At 70.7% G+C, this 18,299-nt stretch carries 17 protein-coding genes; 9 read left to right on the top strand and 8 right to left on the bottom strand.

The window, feature by feature from the left end:
* Positions 1-363 precede the first annotated feature (363 nt).
* The gene (locus AC1EJR_RS15275) at positions 364-903 is read left to right on the top strand and encodes a CinA family protein (RefSeq protein WP_092293265.1); all 540 of its coding nucleotides are present in this window, start codon (positions 364-366) and stop codon (positions 901-903) included.
* Here AC1EJR_RS15275 and pdeM read toward each other — a convergent pair.
* From pdeM to AC1EJR_RS15250, 5 genes are read right to left on the bottom strand one after another with little or no spacing between them, the layout of a single operon-like run.
* Positions 849-1,553 (bottom strand): ligase-associated DNA damage response endonuclease PdeM, encoded by a 705-nt coding sequence (gene pdeM, locus AC1EJR_RS15270; RefSeq protein WP_441591019.1) that lies wholly within the window; start codon positions 1,551-1,553, stop codon positions 849-851. The two genes, AC1EJR_RS15275 and pdeM, sit on opposite strands and share 55 nt — an antisense overlap.
* On the bottom strand, positions 1,550-4,237 hold the full coding sequence (locus tag AC1EJR_RS15265) for a ligase-associated DNA damage response DEXH box helicase (protein ID WP_092293261.1): 2,688 nt from the start codon (positions 4,235-4,237) through the stop codon (positions 1,550-1,552). Before AC1EJR_RS15265 ends, pdeM begins: the two co-directional genes overlap by 4 nt.
* Entirely contained in the window at positions 4,234-5,934 is a 1,701-nt protein-coding gene (locus AC1EJR_RS15260; protein WP_477147295.1) for an ATP-dependent DNA ligase, read from the bottom strand. The genes AC1EJR_RS15265 and AC1EJR_RS15260 overlap by 4 nt, the downstream gene beginning before the upstream one ends.
* The gene (locus AC1EJR_RS15255; RefSeq protein ID WP_477112924.1) at positions 5,931-7,007 is read right to left on the bottom strand and encodes a ligase-associated DNA damage response exonuclease; all 1,077 of its coding nucleotides are present in this window, start codon (positions 7,005-7,007) and stop codon (positions 5,931-5,933) included. Before AC1EJR_RS15255 ends, AC1EJR_RS15260 begins: the two co-directional genes overlap by 4 nt.
* Positions 7,008-7,043: 36 nt before the next feature.
* Positions 7,044-7,301: a hypothetical protein gene (locus AC1EJR_RS15250; RefSeq protein ID WP_092293255.1), complete on the bottom strand. Its 258-nt coding sequence runs from the start codon at positions 7,299-7,301 to the stop codon at positions 7,044-7,046.
* Positions 7,302-7,577: 276 nt separating this feature from the next.
* On the opposite strand from AC1EJR_RS15250, the gene AC1EJR_RS15245 reads away from it, so the two are divergent.
* The 6 genes from AC1EJR_RS15245 to AC1EJR_RS15220 are packed head-to-tail and all read left to right on the top strand — an operon-like array spanning position 7,578 to position 13,171.
* Positions 7,578-8,426, top strand: coding sequence for an STAS domain-containing protein (locus tag AC1EJR_RS15245; RefSeq protein WP_092293253.1), 849 nt, complete (start codon positions 7,578-7,580; stop codon positions 8,424-8,426).
* A gap of 13 nt (positions 8,427-8,439) precedes the next feature.
* Entirely contained in the window at positions 8,440-8,802 is a 363-nt protein-coding gene (locus AC1EJR_RS15240) for an STAS domain-containing protein (RefSeq protein ID WP_092293251.1), read from the top strand.
* A 1-nt stretch (position 8,803) separates the two neighbouring features.
* Positions 8,804-9,229 (top strand): anti-sigma regulatory factor, encoded by a 426-nt coding sequence (locus AC1EJR_RS15235; protein WP_177219884.1) that lies wholly within the window; start codon positions 8,804-8,806, stop codon positions 9,227-9,229.
* Positions 9,204-10,250, top strand: coding sequence for an ATP-binding protein (locus AC1EJR_RS15230; RefSeq protein ID WP_477147294.1), 1,047 nt, complete (start codon positions 9,204-9,206; stop codon positions 10,248-10,250). Before AC1EJR_RS15235 ends, AC1EJR_RS15230 begins: the two co-directional genes overlap by 26 nt.
* 40 nt (positions 10,251-10,290) lie before the next feature.
* Complete coding sequence (locus tag AC1EJR_RS15225; protein WP_092293247.1) at positions 10,291-11,208, top strand: sensor histidine kinase; 918 nt, start codon at positions 10,291-10,293, stop codon at positions 11,206-11,208.
* Complete coding sequence (locus AC1EJR_RS15220) at positions 11,201-13,171, top strand: hybrid sensor histidine kinase/response regulator (protein ID WP_477112925.1); 1,971 nt, start codon at positions 11,201-11,203, stop codon at positions 13,169-13,171. Before AC1EJR_RS15225 ends, AC1EJR_RS15220 begins: the two co-directional genes overlap by 8 nt.
* A 155-nt stretch (positions 13,172-13,326) precedes the next feature.
* Here the strand turns inward: AC1EJR_RS15220 and AC1EJR_RS15215 are convergent, their stop codons facing one another.
* The 3 genes from AC1EJR_RS15215 to AC1EJR_RS15205 form a co-directional block, all read right to left on the bottom strand.
* A complete protein-coding gene (locus AC1EJR_RS15215) occupies positions 13,327-14,322 on the bottom strand; it encodes an oxidoreductase (RefSeq protein WP_477104963.1) in 996 nt (331 codons plus the stop codon).
* 41 nt (positions 14,323-14,363) lie between these two features.
* Positions 14,364-15,299 (bottom strand): Bug family tripartite tricarboxylate transporter substrate binding protein, encoded by a 936-nt coding sequence (locus AC1EJR_RS15210; RefSeq protein WP_255370766.1) that lies wholly within the window; start codon positions 15,297-15,299, stop codon positions 14,364-14,366.
* An 86-nt stretch (positions 15,300-15,385) separates the two neighbouring features.
* A complete protein-coding gene (locus tag AC1EJR_RS15205; RefSeq protein ID WP_092293239.1) occupies positions 15,386-16,546 on the bottom strand; it encodes an acyl-CoA dehydrogenase family protein in 1,161 nt (386 codons plus the stop codon).
* Between the two features lie 154 nt (positions 16,547-16,700).
* On the opposite strand from AC1EJR_RS15205, the gene AC1EJR_RS15200 reads away from it, so the two are divergent.
* Positions 16,701-17,486, top strand: coding sequence for an IclR family transcriptional regulator (locus AC1EJR_RS15200; RefSeq protein WP_441591025.1), 786 nt, complete (start codon positions 16,701-16,703; stop codon positions 17,484-17,486).
* Positions 17,486-18,286 (top strand): IclR family transcriptional regulator, encoded by an 801-nt coding sequence (locus AC1EJR_RS15195; RefSeq protein WP_441591026.1) that lies wholly within the window; start codon positions 17,486-17,488, stop codon positions 18,284-18,286. The genes AC1EJR_RS15200 and AC1EJR_RS15195 overlap by 1 nt, the downstream gene beginning before the upstream one ends.
* Positions 18,287-18,299: the final 13 nt, after the last annotated feature.

The raw sequence follows: 18,299 nt of genomic DNA, 5'->3' as shown, positions 1-18,299 counted from the left end.
GTGTGCTCCCCTCGCCCGCTTGCGGGAGAGGGGAAAAAACCAGGGGCCCATCAAAGCCTGYCGGTGTGCTCCCCTCGCCCGCTTGCGGGAGAGGGGAGAAAACCAGGGGCCCATCAAAGCCTGTCGGTGTGCTCCCCTCGCCCGCTTGCGGGAGAGGGGAGAAAACCAGGGGCCCATCAAAGCCTGCCGGTGTGCTCCCTCGCCCGCTTGCGGGAGAGGGGAGAAAACCAGGGGCCCATCAAAGCCTGCCGGTATGCTCCCCTCGCCCGCTTGCGGGAGAGGGGCCGGGGGAGAGGGCCGGCGGTTCCAGCCGCGTTGGCACAAAACCTGCCCCTCCACGCCATCACTCGACAAGGCATCGACATGAAAGAAAGTCCTGAAATCCGGGACACGGCGCATTTCCTTGCGCGGCATGGTCTCAGGCTGGCCACGGCGGAGTCGTGCACGGCCGGGCTGATCGCGTCGCGCATTGCCGAGGTGCCCGGCTGCGGCGACGTGCTGCGCTGCGCCGTGGTGGCCTATGCGCCCGACATCAAGACCTCGGTGCTGGGCGTGCCCGAGGAAGTCATCCGTCGCCACGGGCTGACCAGCGAGGCCGTCTCGCTGGCCATGGCGCACGGCGTGCTGCGTCTGGCCGATGCCAATCTGGCGATTGCCAACACGGGCGTGGCCGACGGCAACGCGCCCGACGACACCCCGGCTGGCACGCAGTGCTTCGCGTGGGTGCTGCGGATGCCGGGCCGCACTGCCCCGCTGGCCGTGTTCACGGAGACGCGGCGCTTCGACGGCGACCGCAACACCGTGCGCTTCGCTGCCGCCGACTACGCGCTGCTGCGCATCCCGCACTACTACGAACTGGCGCGCGGCGGCACCGGCCAGACCCGCCCGTCGCCCACCCCATAGATGCGGTCCCCCGGCGCGCGCCGGATCGTGGCATGGCCCGTGAAGGCGCCGAAGGCCGGCAGGATCGCGCCATGCTCCCCCAGTACGAAGCACGGCAGCCGCAGCGCGTCGGCACCGCTGCCGCGCAGCACCACGGCCGGATGGAGGTGGCCCGCGAGCACATAGCCGTCCGGGGAAGCGCCCGGCATATGGCACAGCGCGAACGGGCCGGCCCGCAGCGGTTCCGTGACCACGGTCATGCCGAGTTCCGGCGGCGGGTCGCCGGCGTGGGTGTCGTGGTTGCCGCGCACCAGCGTGCAGCGCACGCGGGCCGGCAGCGCCCGGCGCCAGTCGTGCAGCGCGACGATGACCGCCGCCGTGCGCGCGGCGCGGGCGTGCAGGAAATCGCCCAGAAACACCAGCTCCCGCGCCGGATAGCGCACGGCCAGCGCGTGCAGCCGGGCGAGGTTCTCGGCCGTGGTGCCGGGCGGCACCGGCTGCCCCAGCGCCCGGAACGCGGCGGCCTTGCCGATGTGGACGTCCGCCACCAGCAGCATCGCCGCGCCGGGCCACCAGATGGCGTGCTCGGGCAGCAGCCACAGCGTCTCCCCGGCCACTTCCACGGCCTGGGCGCCGAAGGCATGCAACGTGGCGGCGTCTGGCTGGCTCATAGCAGCGGGAGCGGTTTCGATGGCTTGCGCGGGCGCCCCGAGCGACGTGCGCGACCGCTGGCCCCGCTTCTTCCACCACTGCGGCCACCTGACTTGACGTGATCGGCCATGCCGAAGCGCGCCACCTCGGCCACCTGCGCGGCATCGGCATCAGCATCGACGGTATCCCCCACCGGCCCCGCCGCCGCCTCCAGTTCGGCCAGCATGCGGGCGATGCGGTCGGCCAGCTTCTCGGTACTGAGCTTCTCGCGCAGGAATTCCACCACCAGCGGAAAGGCCAGCGGCGAGGGGCGCTTCAGCGCGTGCAGATCGAGCCGCAGCGCGGACAGCCGGGCCAGCGTGTCGGCCAGGCGGTGGGCGTCCAACTCCTGCATCAGCACCTCCCGCTCGGCCTGCCCGAGCAGCAGGTTGGCCGGGTCGTGCTTGCGGAAGACCTCGTAGAACAGGCTCGATGACGCCTGCAACTGGCGCGCGCTCTTGTGGGCGCCAGGGTAGCCCTGGAAGATCAGCCCGGCCACGCGGGCGATCTCGCGGAAGCGCCGCAGCGACAGCTCCCCCGCGTTCAGGCTGCCGAGCACGTCGGCGGCCAGGTCGCGCTGGCGTTCCTCGGCCAGCACCAGCGGCAGCCAGTGCGCCCAGTCGAGCGGCGCCGAGGCCAGCAGTTCGAGCCCGTAGTCGTTCACGGCCACGGAGAACGTCGCCGGCACCTGCTGCCCGAGCCGCCACGCCAGCAGGCTGCCCAGCCCCAAATGCACCGAGCGGCCCGCAAACGGATAGAGGAACAGATGCCAGCCTTCGCGCGAATGGAGGGTCTCGGCCAGCAGCGTGCCGCGCGTGGGCAGCGCCGACCAGCGCGCCTGCAGGTCTACCAGCGGCTGGATCAGCGGCAGTTCGGGCGTGCTGGCCGGGTCGAGGTGGCCAAGCTGGGCGGCTTCGAGCGTATCGACCACGGCCTCGGCCAGTTCGGTGGAAAGCGGCATCTTGCCGCCGTTCCAGCGCGGCACCGAGGGCCGCTTGCCGGCCGCGCGGCGCACGTAGGCGGTCATCTCCTGCACGCGCACCAGTTCCAGCAGCCGGCCGCCGAACAGGAAGCAGTCACCGGGCGCCAGCCGCGCGATAAAGCCCTCCTCCACCGTGCCCAGCGAGGCCCCGCCGCTGCCCGCACGCGTCCAGAATCGCACCTGCATCGTGGCATCGCTGACGATGGTGCCCACGCTCATGCGGTGCCGGCGCGCCAGCCGGGCATCGGGCACGCGCCAGACGCCGGCCTCGTCGGGCATCGCCCGGCGATAGTCCGGATAGGCGGACAGCGTGCTCCCGCCCTGCCGCACGAAGTCGAGGCACCACTGCCATTCTTCGTCGCTCAGGGCGCGATAGGCCCAGGTGGTGCGCACCTCGGCCAGCAGGTCATCGGCGCGGAAGCCGCCACCGAGCGCCACCGTCACCAGATGCTGGACCAGCACGTCGAGCGGCTTGTCCGGGGACTCGCGCGCCTCGATACGGCCAGCGCGCACCGCGTTGCGCGCCGCCACGGCTTCCACCAGTTCCAGGCTGTGCGTGGGCACCACGGTCACGCGCGACGCCCGCCCCGGCGCATGGCCAGACCGTCCGGCGCGCTGCAACAGCCGCGCCACGCCTTTGGGCGAGCCGATCTGGAGCACGCGCTCCACGGGCAGGAAGTCCACGCCCAGATCCAGGCTCGACGTGCACACCACGGCGCGCAGCGCGCCGTTCTTGAGATGCACCTCCACCCAATCCCGCACGGCGCGGTCCAGCGAGCCGTGGTGCAGCGCGATCTGGCCGGCCCACTCGGGGCGTGCATCGAGCAGGGCCTGATACCAGAGTTCGGCCTGCGAGCGCGTGTTGAGGAACACCAGCGCGGTGCTGGTGGATTCCAGTTCGCGCACCACGTGCGGCAGCATCGACAGGCCGAGATGCCCCGCCCACGGAAAGCGCCCGGCGGCGTCCGGCAGCAGCGTGTCGATGACCAGCGTCTTCGGCGTGTGGCCGTGCACCAGCACCCGGCGATCGTCCGGCAGGCCGGCCAGCAGCACGTCGCTGGCATGGTCGAGGTTGCCGAGCGTGGCCGACAGTCCCCAGACCATCAGCCCGGGCTGCCATTGCCGCAGCCGCGCCAGCGCCAGTTGCACCTGCACGCCGCGCTTGGAGCCGATCAACTCATGCCATTCATCGACCACGACCAGACGCACGCGGCCCAGCGCCTCGCGTGCGTCGGCGCGGGTCAGCAGCAGGGAGAGGCTCTCTGGCGTGGTTACCAGCGCCGTGGGCAGGCGGCGCGCCTGCGCGGCGCGTTCGCTGCTGCCGGTGTCGCCGGTGCGCAGGCCCACGGTCCAGTCGAGGCCGAGTTCGGCCAGCGGGGCTTGCAAGGCGCGCGTGGTGTCGGCGGCCAGCGCGCGCATCGGCGTCAGCCACAGCACGGTGAGCGGCGGCGGCGTGGCGCCGGCCCGGGCCGGCGGTTCGGCGAAGGCCAGCAGCGCGCCGAGCCACGCGGCGTAGGTCTTGCCGGTGCCGGTGGTGGCGTGGAGCAGCCCGCTTTGGCCGTGGGCGATGGCGTCCCACACGTCGCGCTGGAAATCGAACGGCTGCCAGTGKCGGGCCGCGAACAGCGCCGGCAGCGTCTCAGCCACTGGCGGGGCGCGGACGAACGGTGCGGCCTCGCTCATGCGGCATCCTCGGCCGGCACCGCGCGCGCGGCGCCCGGCAGCATCGCCTCCAGCGTGGCCAGCGTGTCGGCCTCCTCGATCGGCTTGTCCGTGCGCCAGCGCAGCATGCGCGGAAACCGTACGGCGATGCCGCTCTTGTGCCGCCCGCTGCGGGAAATCCCCTCGAAGCCGAGTTCGAAGACCAGTGTCGGCGTGACGCTGCGCACCGGGCCGAAAGACTCCACGGTGGTCTTGCGCACGATGGCGTCCACGGCGCGCATCTCGGCATCGGTCAGCCCCGAGTACGCCTTGGCGAACGGCACCAGCGCGCGCTCCGGCGTGCCCGGCGGGGCGTTCCAGACCGCGAAGGTGAAGTCGGTATAGAGGCTGGCGCGCCGGCCGTGGCCGCGCTGGGCATAGATCAGCACGGCATCCACGGTGTAGGGATCGATCTTCCACTTCCACCAGACGCCCACGTCCTTGGTCCGCCCCGCGCCGTAGGCGGCGTCGGCGGCCTTGAGCATGAAGCCTTCCACGCCCAGTTCGCGCGAGGTCTCCCGCAGCGTGGCGTAGCGCGCCCAGTTGTCGGCATCGACCAGCGCGCTCAGCTCCAGCGCCGGGTGGACGTGATCGGCAATCACCTGCTCCAGCCGCGCGCGGCGTTCGGCCTGCGGGCGGGCGCGCCAGTCCTCGCCCTGCCATTCGAGCAGGTCATAGGCCATCAGGATGGCCGGCGCCTCGCGCAGCAGCTTGGCGCCGAGCGTCTTGCGACCGATGCGCTGCTGGAGCAAGGCGAACGGCTGCACGCGGCGGTCCTGCCAGATCACGATCTCGCCGTCGAGCACGGTGCCATCCGGCAGCGTGGCGGCGGCTTCGGCCAGCTCGGGAAAGCGCTCGGTGATCAGTTCCTCGCCGCGCGACCACAGCCATGTGGCGCCGGCCCGGCGCACAAGCTGGGCGCGGATGCCATCCCACTTCCATTCCACCTGCCAGCGGGCCGGGGCGCCGAGCACGGTGTCGAAGTCCTCCACCGGGGCCTGCAAGGGATGGGCGAGGAAGAACGGATAGGGCTGGCCGCCGCGCTGCAAGGTGGCGAGGGCGCCCTCGCCCGCCGCCGTCCCGGCATCGTCCGGGGCGATCAGCGCGAGGTAGTGCGCGGCATCGGGGCGGCGCGAGATGTCGGTGTAGCCGACCATGCGCTCGGCCACGCGCTTGGCGTCCAGCCCGGCCACCTCGCCCAGCGCGCGGGTGACCAGCAGCCGCGACACGCCCACGCGGAACGCGCCCGTGATCAGCTTGAACAGGACCAGCCGCCCGCGCGCGTCGAGCGGGCGCCAGAGCGCATCGAGCCGCTCGCGCAGCACCTCCGGCGGCTGGCCGCGCAGCGGCAGCAGGCGCTGCTCGACCMATTCGGCCAGCCCGGCCGTGTCGATGTGGGGCGTGGCCGGCAGCAACAGCGCGATGGTCTCGGCCAGGTCGCCCACGGCCTGATAGCTTTCCTCGAACAACCACTCGGGCAGCGCGGCGGCCTGCCGGGCCAGTTCGCGCAGCATCGCCACCGGCACGAGCTGGCGCGGCTTGCCGCCGGACAGGAAGTAGACCGCCCAGGCGGCGTCCTCGGGCGGCGCGGCGCGCAGGTAATCGACCAGCGCCGCCAGCTTGGCGTTGCTGGACGTGGTGCCGTCCAGCGCCGCGTAGAGGTCGGCGAAGGCTTTCATGGGGCTGCCTCCGGGGTTTCGACCGGGGTTTCCACGGTCTCCTGCGACGGCTCGTCATCGTCCCCGGCGTCGTCCCCATACTCGGTCTGGAACGCCTGCGCCTGCCAGCCCTGCTCGCACAGGTAGCGCACCATCACCGGCACGTTGCCATGCGTGACGATGACGCGCGGCGCGCCCGTGGCGGTGATCGCCGAAAGGAGCCCGGGCCAGTCCGCATGGTCGGACAGCGCGAAGCCGCGATCGACGCCGCGCCGGCGCCGCGTGCCGCGCAACTGCATCCAGCCGCTGGCGAAGGCATCGGCGGCCTCGCCAAAGCGGCGCAGCCATGTGGAGCGCTGCGCGGACGGCGGCGCCACCACCAGCGCGCGGCGCAGGGCCGGGCTGCGCGCCGGCAGGTCCGCCGTGGTCAGGGTGGGTGGCAGGGCCACGCCGGCATCCGCATAGGCCTGGTTCAGCGTGGTCATCGCCCCATGCACGACGATGGGCCCCGGCAGCGCCACGTCCGCGCCCGCATGACGCATCAGCCCGTGCAGGATGCGCTGCGCCTTGCCGAAGGCGTAGCAGTACAGCACGCTCGCCCGCCCCACCGCCGCGTTGGCCTGCCACCAGCCGAAGATCTCGGCCATCAGCGCGGCCTGCGTCGGCCAGCGGTAGATCGGCAGGCCGAAGGTGCTTTCGGTGATGAAGGTGTCGCAGCGCACCGGCTCGAACGGGTCGCAGGTGCCGTCGGCCTCGACCTTGTAGTCGCCGGAGGCCACCCAGACCTGCCCGCCATGTTCCAGCCGCACCTGGGCAGATCCCAGCACGTGTCCGGCCGGATGGAGGCTCAGCCGCACCCCGTGATGCGTGATGGCTTCGCCGTAGGGCAGCGTCTCCAGCGCGATGCCCGGCAGCCGCGCCAGCAGCACGCCGCGCCCGGGGGCGGCACAGAGGTAGCTGCCGTGGCCGAAGCGCGCGTGGTCCGAATGGGCGTGGGTGATGACGGCGCGCGCCACGGGGCGCCACGGGTCGATATAGAAGTCGCCGGGCGGGCAATACAGCCCTTCCGGCCGCGCGACGATCAGGTCGGCCATCGGGATCCATCCCCCTCTATATATATAGGCGGGGCGTCAGGTAGCGGACGGCCCCGCGCGCCGCGCCTTGCGGGCCTCCGCCATGCCCCGCACGTTCAGCGCGGCCAGCGCGAACTGGAGCACCACCAGCGCCCACGCCCCGGTATGGAAACCCCAGCCCACCCACATCGCGTTGCTGGCCAGGAAGACCCAGAAGCCCACCTTGCGACGGCCCGCCGCGCGGCTGCCGACCAGCCAGGTGGCGGCCACCGTCACCGCCATCGCGGGCCATTGCAGCGCATCGAGCCAATCCACGGAAATCCTCCCGACCTGACGATCCTTATCCAGCGTAGTCGGCCCGGGGCGGCGCCGGCCAGCGTGGGGTGTCCCGTTCGGCTGTCGGCGCATTCTCACAAAGTTACCAATGCATCACTTAGAGAGCGGAATGCCGATTTCCCATACGGCGTCAATCAGCCGGGCGCCGATAGTGTCGACTAGGAATCTCTCCTAGAATCGACTMAACGTCCTGCCGTGCGGCGTGGTCAGCCGCGGACGCCTCCTTGCCCGATCCCTCCCATCTTTCACACCTTCATGCGCCCAGAAAACCAGCGACTAGCGGACCTCCTGCGCGAGGACCCGGACACCATCCTGCGCGGCTGGACCGCCGAATATCACACCTACACGGGCGGCCGCGGCCTGAGCCAGAACCTCGAGACCGAGCAGCGCGCCATTCTCAAGGCGCTTGACACCGGCCTGTCGGCGGATGCCGACGCGAGCAACTTCGACAGCCGTGCCTGGACCACCCTGCGGGACACGCTGTCGCACCTGTCCGCCGCCCGCGCGGCGCAGGGCGAGACGGCCGACGTGACCAGCGGCTTCGTGCTGGCGCTCAAGCGCCCGCTGTTCGATGGCCTGCAGCGCCATCGCGGCGAGGTGGAGGGCCAGATCGAGGTGGTCTGGGCCGCCTCGTCCATCGTGGACCGCATGGCGCAGTGGACCGTCTCCACCTACCAGAAGACGCGCGAGGACATCATCATGCGCCAGCAGCACGAACTGCTGGAGCTGTCCACGCCCGTGATCAAGCTGTGGGACGGCGTGCTGGCGGTGCCCGTGATCGGCACGCTGGACAGCAGCCGCGCGCAGATCGTCATGGAAACGCTGCTGGAGCGCCTGGTGAACACCGGCTCCGAGCTGGCCATCATCGACATCACCGGCGTGCCCACCGTGGACACCCTCGTGGCGCAGCACCTGATGAAGACCGTCACGGCCATCCGCCTGATGGGCGCGGAAAGCATCATCAGCGGCATCCGGCCGCAGATTGCGCAGACCATCGTCCATCTTGGCATCGACCTGCAGGGCATCATCACCAAGTCCACGCTGGCGGACGCGCTGGCCACGGCCATGCGCATGACCGGCCACACCGTCACCCGCGCCGCCTGAACCCGGAGGCGCCATGGAACGGATTCCAATCCTGCGGATGGGCAAGAACCTGCTGGTCACGATCCAGATCGACATGCAGGACCAGACCGCATTGATGTTGCAGGAAGACATTGCCTCCACCATCGACCAGACCGGCGCGCATGGCGTGCTGATCGACGTCTCGGCGCTGGAGATGGTGGACTCGTTCATCGGCCGCATGCTGGTGAGCATCTCGGACATCAGCCGCATCCTCGGCGCGACCACGGTGGTGGTGGGCATCCGCCCGGCCGTGGCCATCACGCTGGTGGAGCTGGGGCTCTCGCTGGGCGGCGTGAAGACGGCCCTGAGCGTGGAGCGCGGCATGCAGATGCTCGACGCCGCCGCGCGGGTGGCCTGAGATGGCCACCCCTGCCGTGGCCACCGAGCTGGCCGATACGGGCAGCGCCCCGCTCAAGGACGAGCGCGATATCGTCCATGCGCGCGCGATGGTGCGCACGCTGACAATCCAACTGAAGTTCTCGCTGGTGGAGCAGACTAAGATGATTACGGCGGCCAGCGAACTCGCCCGCAACACCGTGGTGTACGGCGGCGGCGGCGAAATGCGCTGGGAGATGCTGGCCGAGGGCATCCGCAAGGGCCTGCGGCTGCATTTCGAGGACAAGGGCCCCGGCATTCCGGACGTGGAACAGGCGCTGGTCGACGGCTGGACCACGGGCAGCGGGCTGGGCATGGGCCTGTCGGGCAGCAAACGGCTGGTGAACGAGTTCGCCATCAGAACCAAAGTTGGCGAGGGAACCTGTGTCAGCATCACTCGGTGGAAGTAACAACCTGGGCCCGCACATCGCCGTGCCGATGGGCGACCGCAGCCGCGTGGGCGAGGCCCGCCGCGCCGCCGCCGAACTGGCCGGGCGGCACGGCTTCGATGCCATCCAGTCCGGTCGGCTGGCCGTGGCCGTCAACGAGCTGGGCAACAACCTCGTCAACCACGCCCGAGGCGGCCGGCTGCTGGTGGCAGCGTGCCAACTGGGCGACGGCATCGCCATCGAGCTGATTTCAATCGATGACGGCCCCGGCATGACCGACCTCCAGGCCTGCCTGCGGGACGGCTATTCCACCGGCGGCAGCGCAGGCCAGGGCCTCGGCGCGGTCAGCCGGCTGGCCGACGACTTCGACATCTACACCCGCCCCGGCCAGGGCACGCTGATCCTGGCGCGCTTCTACCGCGAGCGCGATGCTGGCGGCACGGCGCGCCGCACCAGCAACGGCTTCGACGTGGGCGCGGTCTGCGTGGCCGCGCCGGGCGAGACGGTCAGCGGCGACGGCTGGAGCGTGGCCGTGCACGACCACCGCGCCGACGTGGTGGTGGCGGACGGCCTGGGGCACGGCCCCGACGCCGCCGAAGCCGCCGCCGTGGCGCTGTCCGTGTTCGCCCGGGCCCGGGGCAGCCATCCCGGCCGCTACCTGGAACTGGCGCACGGCGCGCTGCGCACCACGCGCGGCGCCGCCGTGACGGCCGCACGCGTGGACGCCGGCGCCCAATGCATCCGCTATGCCGGCGCCGGCAACGTCATGGCGCGCGTGATATCCGGCATCGACGACCGCACGCTGCTGGTCCAGAATGGCACCGMCGGCCTGCAAATGCGGGCCGTGCAGGAGCAGGAGGTGGAGTGGCCGCCGCACGCCGTGCTGATCGTGCATTCGGATGGCATCCAGTCGCGCTGGCGGCTGGACGACCCGGCCGTGCTGCAGCGCGATCCGTCGCTGGTGGCCGCGTTCGTGTTCTGGAAATTCTGCCGGGGCCGCGACGATGCCACCGTCGTGGTGGTTCGCCGCGCGCAGCGGTGATGCCCCCGGGCCCCCGCAAGACACCGTGAGACTGGCCGCTATGACCCACCCCACCCACCCGACCCACCCGACCGCCTCCCCCGACACCGACCCCGCCGCACTCCAGGCCGCGCTGGCGGCGCGCACCCAGGAAGTGGAGGCGCTGCGCGCCGAGCTTGAGGAAACCAATCGCGGCGTGCTGGCGCTGTACTCGGAACTGGACATCCAGGCCGACCAGTTGCGCCAGGCCACCGAGCTGAAGAGCCGCTTCCTGGCCTATATGAGCCACGAGTTCCGCACGCCGATCGTCGCCATCCAGAGCATTACCCGGCTGCTGATCGACCGCGTGGACGGCCCGCTCACCCCCGAGCAGGAAAAGCAGGTGGTGTTCGTGCGCGACACTGCCGCCGAGTTCGCCGAGATGGTCAACGACCTGCTCGACCTGGCGCGGCTGGAGGCGGGCCGCGTGGATGTGTCGCCGGCCTGGTTCGACATGGTGGCGCTGTTCGATGCCCTGCGCGGCATGTTCAAGCCCGTGCTGACCAACCCGGAGGTGTCGCTGATCTTCGAGGCCCCGCACGACGTGCCCAAGCTGTTCAGCGACGACCGCAAGCTCTCGCAGATCCTGCGCAACTACGTCTCCAACGCACTGAAATTCACGCCGAGCGGCGAGATCCGCGTCTCGGCCGTGTGCGACGGCGACGACACCATCACGTTCTCCGTGCGCGATACCGGCATCGGCATCCCGGCGGAGTCTCACGGCGAGGTGTTCCAGGACTTCGTGCAGATCGACTCCCCGCTGCAGCGGCGCTACCGGGGCTCCGGCCTCGGGCTGGCGCTGAGCAAGCGACTGGCGGAGCTGCTCGGCGGGCATGTGGGCTTCGAGAGCGAAGTCGGCGTGGGCTCGCGCTTCTACGTGACCGTGCCGGTGGCGCTGCCCGTGCCAACGGACGCGCCTGCCGGAGACCATCATGGCTGATCACATCGTAGCGGCCATCGGCAGGGGCGACACCCCGCCGCTGGTGCTGGTGGTCGATGACAACCCGGTCACGCGCTACGCCACGGTGCGCGTGCTGAGCGCGGCCGGCTTCCGCACCATCGAGGCCGAGAGCGGCCAGGAGGCGCTGCAACGCGCCGACACCAGCGTCTCCGCCGTGGTGCTCGACGTCAACCTGCCGGACATCGACGGCTTTCAGGTCTGCCGCCGCCTGCGCGAGCGCGCCGAGACCGCCACCGTGCCGGTGGTACACCTCTCCGCCACCTACGTGGCCGACTACGACAAGGTGCGCGGCCTGGACGCTGGCGCCAGCGCCTACCTGGTCCACCCGGCCGAGCCGGCCGTGCTGGTGGCCACGATCTCCTCGCTGCTGCGCGCCAGCGCCGCCGAGCGCTCGCTGCGCGAGAGCGAGGCGCGCTTCCGGGCGATCTACCACCAGGCCATCGGCGGTATCTGCACGCTGGATCTGGACGGGCGCTTCGTCGACCTGAACCCGGCCATGCTGGGCCTGTTGCAGCGCCCGGCGGAGGCGCTGATCGGCCAGCATGTGGCCGCCTTCGCCCCGCCTGACTGGGTGGCGCGCGTGGCCGAGGCCACCGGCCAGCACCTGCAGGACGGCTGGCAGGGCGCGTTTCCGCTGCGCGACGCGCAGGGCGAGACCATGCACCTGGAATGGAGCATCTCGGCCGTGCTGGAGAACGGCGTGAAGGTGGCCGTGGTGTCCAACATCACCGACCGCGTGCTGCTGGAGCGCCAGCGCGAGCAGCTGATCGAGCGCGAGCAGGCCGCGCGCGCCGCCGTGGAGCGGCTGAACCGGATGAAGGACGATTTCATCGCCATCCTCTCGCACGAACTGCGCAACCCGCTGAACGTGATCTCGGTCTGGACCCATGTACTGAGCCGCCATGTGGCGTCCGAGGAAGGCCGGCGCGGTCTGGCGGCGGTGGAGCGCAATATCGCGATCCAGCGCCGGCTGGTGGCGGATCTGGTCGATGTGTCGATGCTCAACGTCGGCAAGATGAAGCTGGAGCGCGAGTTGACCAACCCCGCCGATGTGATCGGCGGCGCGCTGGACAGCATGCAGGCGCAGGCCGCCGAGCGGCGCGTGGCGCTGGACGTGATCCTGCCGGCCACGCTGGTCCCCCGCGCCTGGCTGGACCCGGCGCGCTTCCAGCAGATCCTGTGGAACCTGCTCTCCAACGCCATCAAGTTCTCGCCCGAGGGCGGCGCGGTGCGCGTGGAGGCCAGCTCAGACGCCGAGACGCTGCGCGTGCGCGTGATCGATCGGGGACGTGGCATCTCCCCGGACTTCCTGCCGCTGCTGTTCGACCGCTTCACGCAGAGCGACGACGCCAACCGGCGCCAGCACGGCGGCCTGGGGCTCGGGCTGGCCATCGTCAAGCATCTGGCCGAGATGCACGGCGGCACGGTGCATGCCGCCAGCCATGGCGAGGGCAAAGGCGCGATGTTCGAGGTCTCGATTCCGCTGGTGGAGCCGGGCTCGCCCGAACCGGGCGCCGAGCGCGCCGAGGTGGCGGCGATCCAGCCGGGCGTGCCGCTGAACGCGCTGGACGTGCTGCTGGTGGAGGACGATGACGATGCGGCGGCGGCGCTGTCGGCCATCCTGTCGAACGACGGCGCGCGGGTGCGCACCGCGCGCGACTGCGAGACCGCGCTGGATGAAATCGAGGCCGCCACGCCGGACCTCATCATCAGCGACATCGGCCTGCCCGGCCGCGATGGCAACGACCTGATCCGCGAAGTGCGCATCCGCGAGGCGGTGGCCTCGCGGGCGCGCACGCCAGCCATCGCCCTGACCGCCTTCACCCGCCAGCAGGACCGCCGCGCGGCCATCGAGTCAGGCTTCGACGCCGTGTGCGGCAAGCCGCTGCGGCTGCAGGAACTGATGAGCGCGATTGAAACTGTGCTGGGGCTGATGCAGTAGGGGCCGCTGCGGCTGCGGCAGGCGCGTGCCCTCTCCCCCGGCCCCTCTCCCAGAGGGAGAGGGGAGAACACCGTCGCGTTGCTATGCCAGTTGGGTGCTCCCCTCTCCCGCTTGCGGGAGAGGGGCCGGGGGAGAGGGGCAGCGCCGCTACGAAGTCAGTCGCCCATCCGCACCACATAACGCCCGCGTGACTGCCGCGCCAGCATGCGGGCCATGGCGTCGGGGATGTCCTGGAACGCGATTTCGTTGGCGACCAGATCGAGGTGGCGCGGGCGGTAGGTATCGGCGATCTTCGCCCAGACTTCGCGGCGCAGCGCCATCGGGCTGTTGGCGTTGATGCCGATCAGCTTTACGCCGCGCAGGATGAATGGCAGAACGGTGGCGTCGAACTGGGCGCCCGCCGCGTTGCCGAAGGCCGTGGCCACGCCGTCTGGCTGGAGCGTGCGCAGCATCCACGCCAGCACCTCCCCGCCCACGGCGTCGACGGCGCCGGCCCACTGCGCCGGGTCCAGCGGCTTGCCCGTCCCCTTGGCCACCTCGGCCGGCAGGATCTCCGCCGCGCCCAGCGTGCGCAGGTAGTCGAGTTCGGCAGCCTTGCCGGTCAGCGCCGTCACGGCGTAGCCGCGCCCCGCCAGCATGTCGATGGCGATGCTGCCCACGCCGCCCGTCGCCCCGCTCACCACCACCTTGCCGCGCGCCGGCGCCAGCCCGTTGTGCTCCATCCAGTGCAGGCACAGCCCGGCCGTGTAGCCGGCCGCGCCGAGCGTGGCGGCCTCGCGCAGCGAGAGCCCGGCCGGCAGCGGCATCGCCCAGTCCGCCTTCACGCGCGCGTACTGCGCGTGGCCGCCGTCATGGTCCACGCCGATGCCGAAGCCATGCACGACCACCAGGTCGCCTTCACGGAAGCGCGCGTCGGACGAGGCCGCCACGGTGCCGGTCAGGTCGATGCCGCCGATGCGCGGGTACTGCCGCACGATGGCGTTGATGCCGGCGGCGGCCAGCGCGTCCTTGTAGTTCAGGCTCGACCACGCCACGCGCACCAGCACCTCGCCGGGCGACAGGTCGTCGACGTTCAGTTCGACAAAGCCGGCGGTGGGGGTGCTGGACCCTGCCGTGGGCGCGTGAAGCCGGTAAGCCAGAAATCGGGACATAGCCTTTCCTATCTATCCATTGCCAATCAAACCATTGCCAATCAATCCAGCGACGTGCCGGTGGACTTCACCAGCGCCGCCCACCACGCGGTGTCCGCGCGGATCTGCTGGGCGAACTGCTCAGGCGTGTTGCCGACCGGCTCGGCGCCCTGGTCGATCAACCGCTTGCGCATCTCCGGCCGCGCCAGGATCTTCAGCGTGGCCTGGTTGAGCCGGTCGATGACCGCGCGCGGCGTGCCGGCCGGCGCCATCAGGCCCTTCCAGGCCGTGACCGTGAATCCCTTCAGCCCGGCCTCCTCCGCCGTCGGCACGTCCGGGGCAATCGGCACACGCTTGTCGCTGGCCACCGCCAGCGCGCGCAGCTTGCCGGACTGCACGTGCGGCCACAGCGGCGGCATGTTGTCGATCAACACCGTGATGTGCCCCGCCACCAGGTCCGCCACGGCCGGGCCGGTGCCCTTGTATGGCACGTGCTGCATGCGCAGGCCGGCCATCTGGTTCAGCAGCTCGCCCGCCAGCTGGGCCGGCGTGCCGTTGCCGGGCGAGCCGAAGGTGACCTGCCCGTTGTGCGTGCGGGCGTAGGCGATGAACTCGCTCACCGTGGTCACCGGCAGCCCGGCATTCACCACCATCAGGTTGAAGTCGCGCGAGATCATCGTCACCGGCGCGAGGTCGCGCGCGGGGTCGAAGGTCATCTTCGGATACAGGCTCGGGTTGATCACCGTCGGCCCGGCGCTGGCCAGCAGCAGCGTGTAGCCGTCCGGCGCGGCACGGGCGACGATCTCGCCGCCGATATTGCCGCCCGCCCCGGGCTTGTTCTCGACCACCACGGTCTGGCCCAGCTCCTCGCGCAGCGGATCGGCCAGCAGGCGCGCGACGATGTCTGCCGTGCCGCCGGGCGCGAACGGCACCACGAGCCGTATCACCCTATTGGGGTACGCGCCCTGCGCCTGCGCCACCCCCACCACGCCCAACATCGCCCATGCAAGACTTGCGACGACTACAGATGCTTTGAACATTTTTGTCATCTCCGGTGGTTTTATCCGGATGTGACATTACACGTTCAGCGCTGCGCCGTCGCCTGCGCGATGGTGCGCCGGGCGATATTCAACTGATGGATCTGGCTGGTACCCTCGTACAGCCGGAACAGGCGCACGTCCCGGTAGAAACGCTCGATGCCGTAGTCGGCGATATAGCCGTAGCCGCCGAACATCTGCACGCAGCGGTCCGCCACGCGGCCGCACATCTCGGAGGCGAAGTACTTGCAGATCGACGCCTCCATGGTCACGTCCGCGCCCGCGTCACGCTGGCGCGCGGTCTCCAGGATCAGCGCGCGGGCCGCATGGATGTCGGTCTGGCAATCGGCAATCAGGCCCTGCACGAGCTGGAAGTCCGCCAGCGGCTGGCCGAACTGTTTGCGGTGGGTGACGAAGCGCACGGCGTCGTCCAACATGCGGATGGCCGGCCCGGTGCACAGCGCCGCCAGGTGGATGCGCTGCTTGTTCAGCACCTTCATCGCCGTGCGGAAGCCCTGCCCCGGCTCGCCGCCGATCACGCTCTCTGCCGGCACGCGGCAATCGTGGAAATACACCTCGGAGACCGGCGAGCCGGCCTGCCCCATCTTGCGGTACGGCGCGCCGGTGGTGAGCCCCGGGGTGTCGCGCGGGATGATGAAGGCCGAGATGCCGGCCGCGCCGGCGGTGTCCGGGTCCGTGCGGGCCATCACCGTGAACAGGCCGGCGAGGGGCGCATTGGTGATGAAGCACTTGGTGCCGTTCAGCACGTAGTGGTCGCCGTCGCGCCGGGCCGAGGTTTGCAGCGCGGTGGCGTCCGAACCGGCTTCAGGCTCGGTCAGCGCGAAGGCGCCCGTCACCTCGCCGCTGGCCAGTAGCGGCAAGTAGCGGCGCTTCTGGGCGGGCGTGCCGTCGGCCACCAGCGCCTCCGAGCCGATGCCCGTGTTGGTGCCCACGCGGGCCCGGAACGCCACCGAGCACTGCGACAGCACCATCGCCGCCAGCACCAGTTCCTCGGTGGTCATGCCCGCGCCGCCGTATTCCTCTGGAATCGAATAGCCGAACATGCCTTGCGCGGCCATCGCGTCCACGATGTCGCCGGGCACTTCGTCGCGCTCCGCCACCTCGGCCTCGCGCGGCACCAGACGTTCACGCACGAAGCGTTGCAACGCTTGCAGGAAGGGATCGAAGACTTCCGGGTCTCTGATCATTCAGTGTCTCGCTCTAATCGGCACCAGCAAAGGCGATGCATCGAATCGAGCCTACGGGGGGCGCATCGTTCGCACTATCGATGTTTCGCTATCTTGAACATCGTCTACCCTTATGGAACCGCGCGGCCAAGACCGCAAACCAAGGGTTAACCCCATGCCCTCTCGCCCCCATCACCCCGATCCCGCGTTCGCCACCACGCTGGCCCATGGCCTGGGGTTGCTCCAGTGCTTTCGCGCGGGCGAGACGGTGCTGAGCAACAAGGAACTGGCGGACCGGACCGGATTGTCGAAGGCCACCATCAGCCGGCTGACGTACACGCTGGCCGCCCGGGGCCTGCTGCTCTACGACAGCCACTTGCGCCGCTACCGGCTGGGCTCCACGGCGCTCTCGCTCGGCTATCCGCTGCTGGCCTCGCTGGGCGTGCGCCAACTGGCCCGCCCGCTGATGAAACGCCTCAGCGACCGCATGGGCGGCACGGTCTCGCTCGGCATGCGCGACCGCCTGCATATGGTCTACGTGGAGACCATCCGGGGCCACGACGCCATCGCGTTCCGCCCGGAGATCGGGGCCTCACTGCCGATGCTGACCACGGCGATGGGGCGCGCCTGGCTCGCCCAGGCCCCGGAACCGGTGCGCGCGCCGGTCATCGCCGGCCTGCGCGAGCACGTACCGGACGACTGGCGCGAGCATGCCGAGGCCCTGCCGGAAGCCATCGAACATCTGGCGCGGCTCGGCTTCACGCGCACGCCGGGCGCCTGGCAGCGCGACGTGCACGCCGTGGCCGTGCCGATGCGCACGCTGATCGACGGCGAGATCCTGATCTTCAACTGCGGCGTGCTGGCCAGCCGCCTGCCGCCCGGCATGCTGGAGGAACGGATGGGCCCGGGCCTGATGGAGATGGTGCACGAGGTGGAGCTGCTGCTGGCGGGAGCCGGCTGATGGCGCTTCCTCTTCCCCAAGCCCCCGCCTCGCCCGAGCGCGACCGCCAGTTCGCCACCACGCTGGCGCGCGGCATCGACATCCTGCTGGCCTACCGCCCCGGCGAGTCCTTGCTTGGCAACCGGGACTTCGTGCTGCGCACGGGCTTGTCGAAGTCCACCGTCGCCCGGCTGACCCACACGCTGGCCGTGCTCGGCTACCTCCGCCATGACGTGGCGCTGGGCAAGTACCGCCTGGGCGCGGCGGTGCTGGCGCCGGCCTACCCGCTGCTGTGCGGCATGCCGATCCGCCAGCTCGCTCGCCCGCTGATGCAGGCGATGGCCGACGAAGTGGGCGGCGCGGTCTCACTGGGCGTGCGGGACCGGACCCAGATGATCTACGTGGAGACGGCGCTCGCCACCCATGACCTCGCGGTCACCCCCGATGTGGGCGCCGCCATGCCGATGCTGGCCACCGCCATCGGCAAGGCGTGGCTGTGCCGGGCGCCGTCCGAGGCCAGCGCGCCCGTGCTGAACCGCCTGCGGCTGGAAGACCCGGAGGCGTTCCACCGCGCCGCGCCGGCGCTGGCCCAGGCGCGCAAGGATCTGGCACGGCACGGCTACTGCACCAGCCGGGACGAATGGCGGCGGGATGCCTTCGGCTTCGCGGTGCCACTCTGCGCGCGCGTGGATTCACGCTGGTTCGTGCTGAATTGCGGGGTTTTGGCCCGAACGGGGGCCTTCCATGCCGCCGAGAAGGTGGTTGGCCCGCGCCTCGTGGCGCTGGCCCATCAGCTCGAGACGCGGCTGGGGCTGCGCTGACGCGGCAAATCAT

The organism is Cupriavidus sp. 05T42, from assembly GCF_056396345.1.
This window is presented reverse-complemented; position numbering and strand designations above follow the sequence as displayed.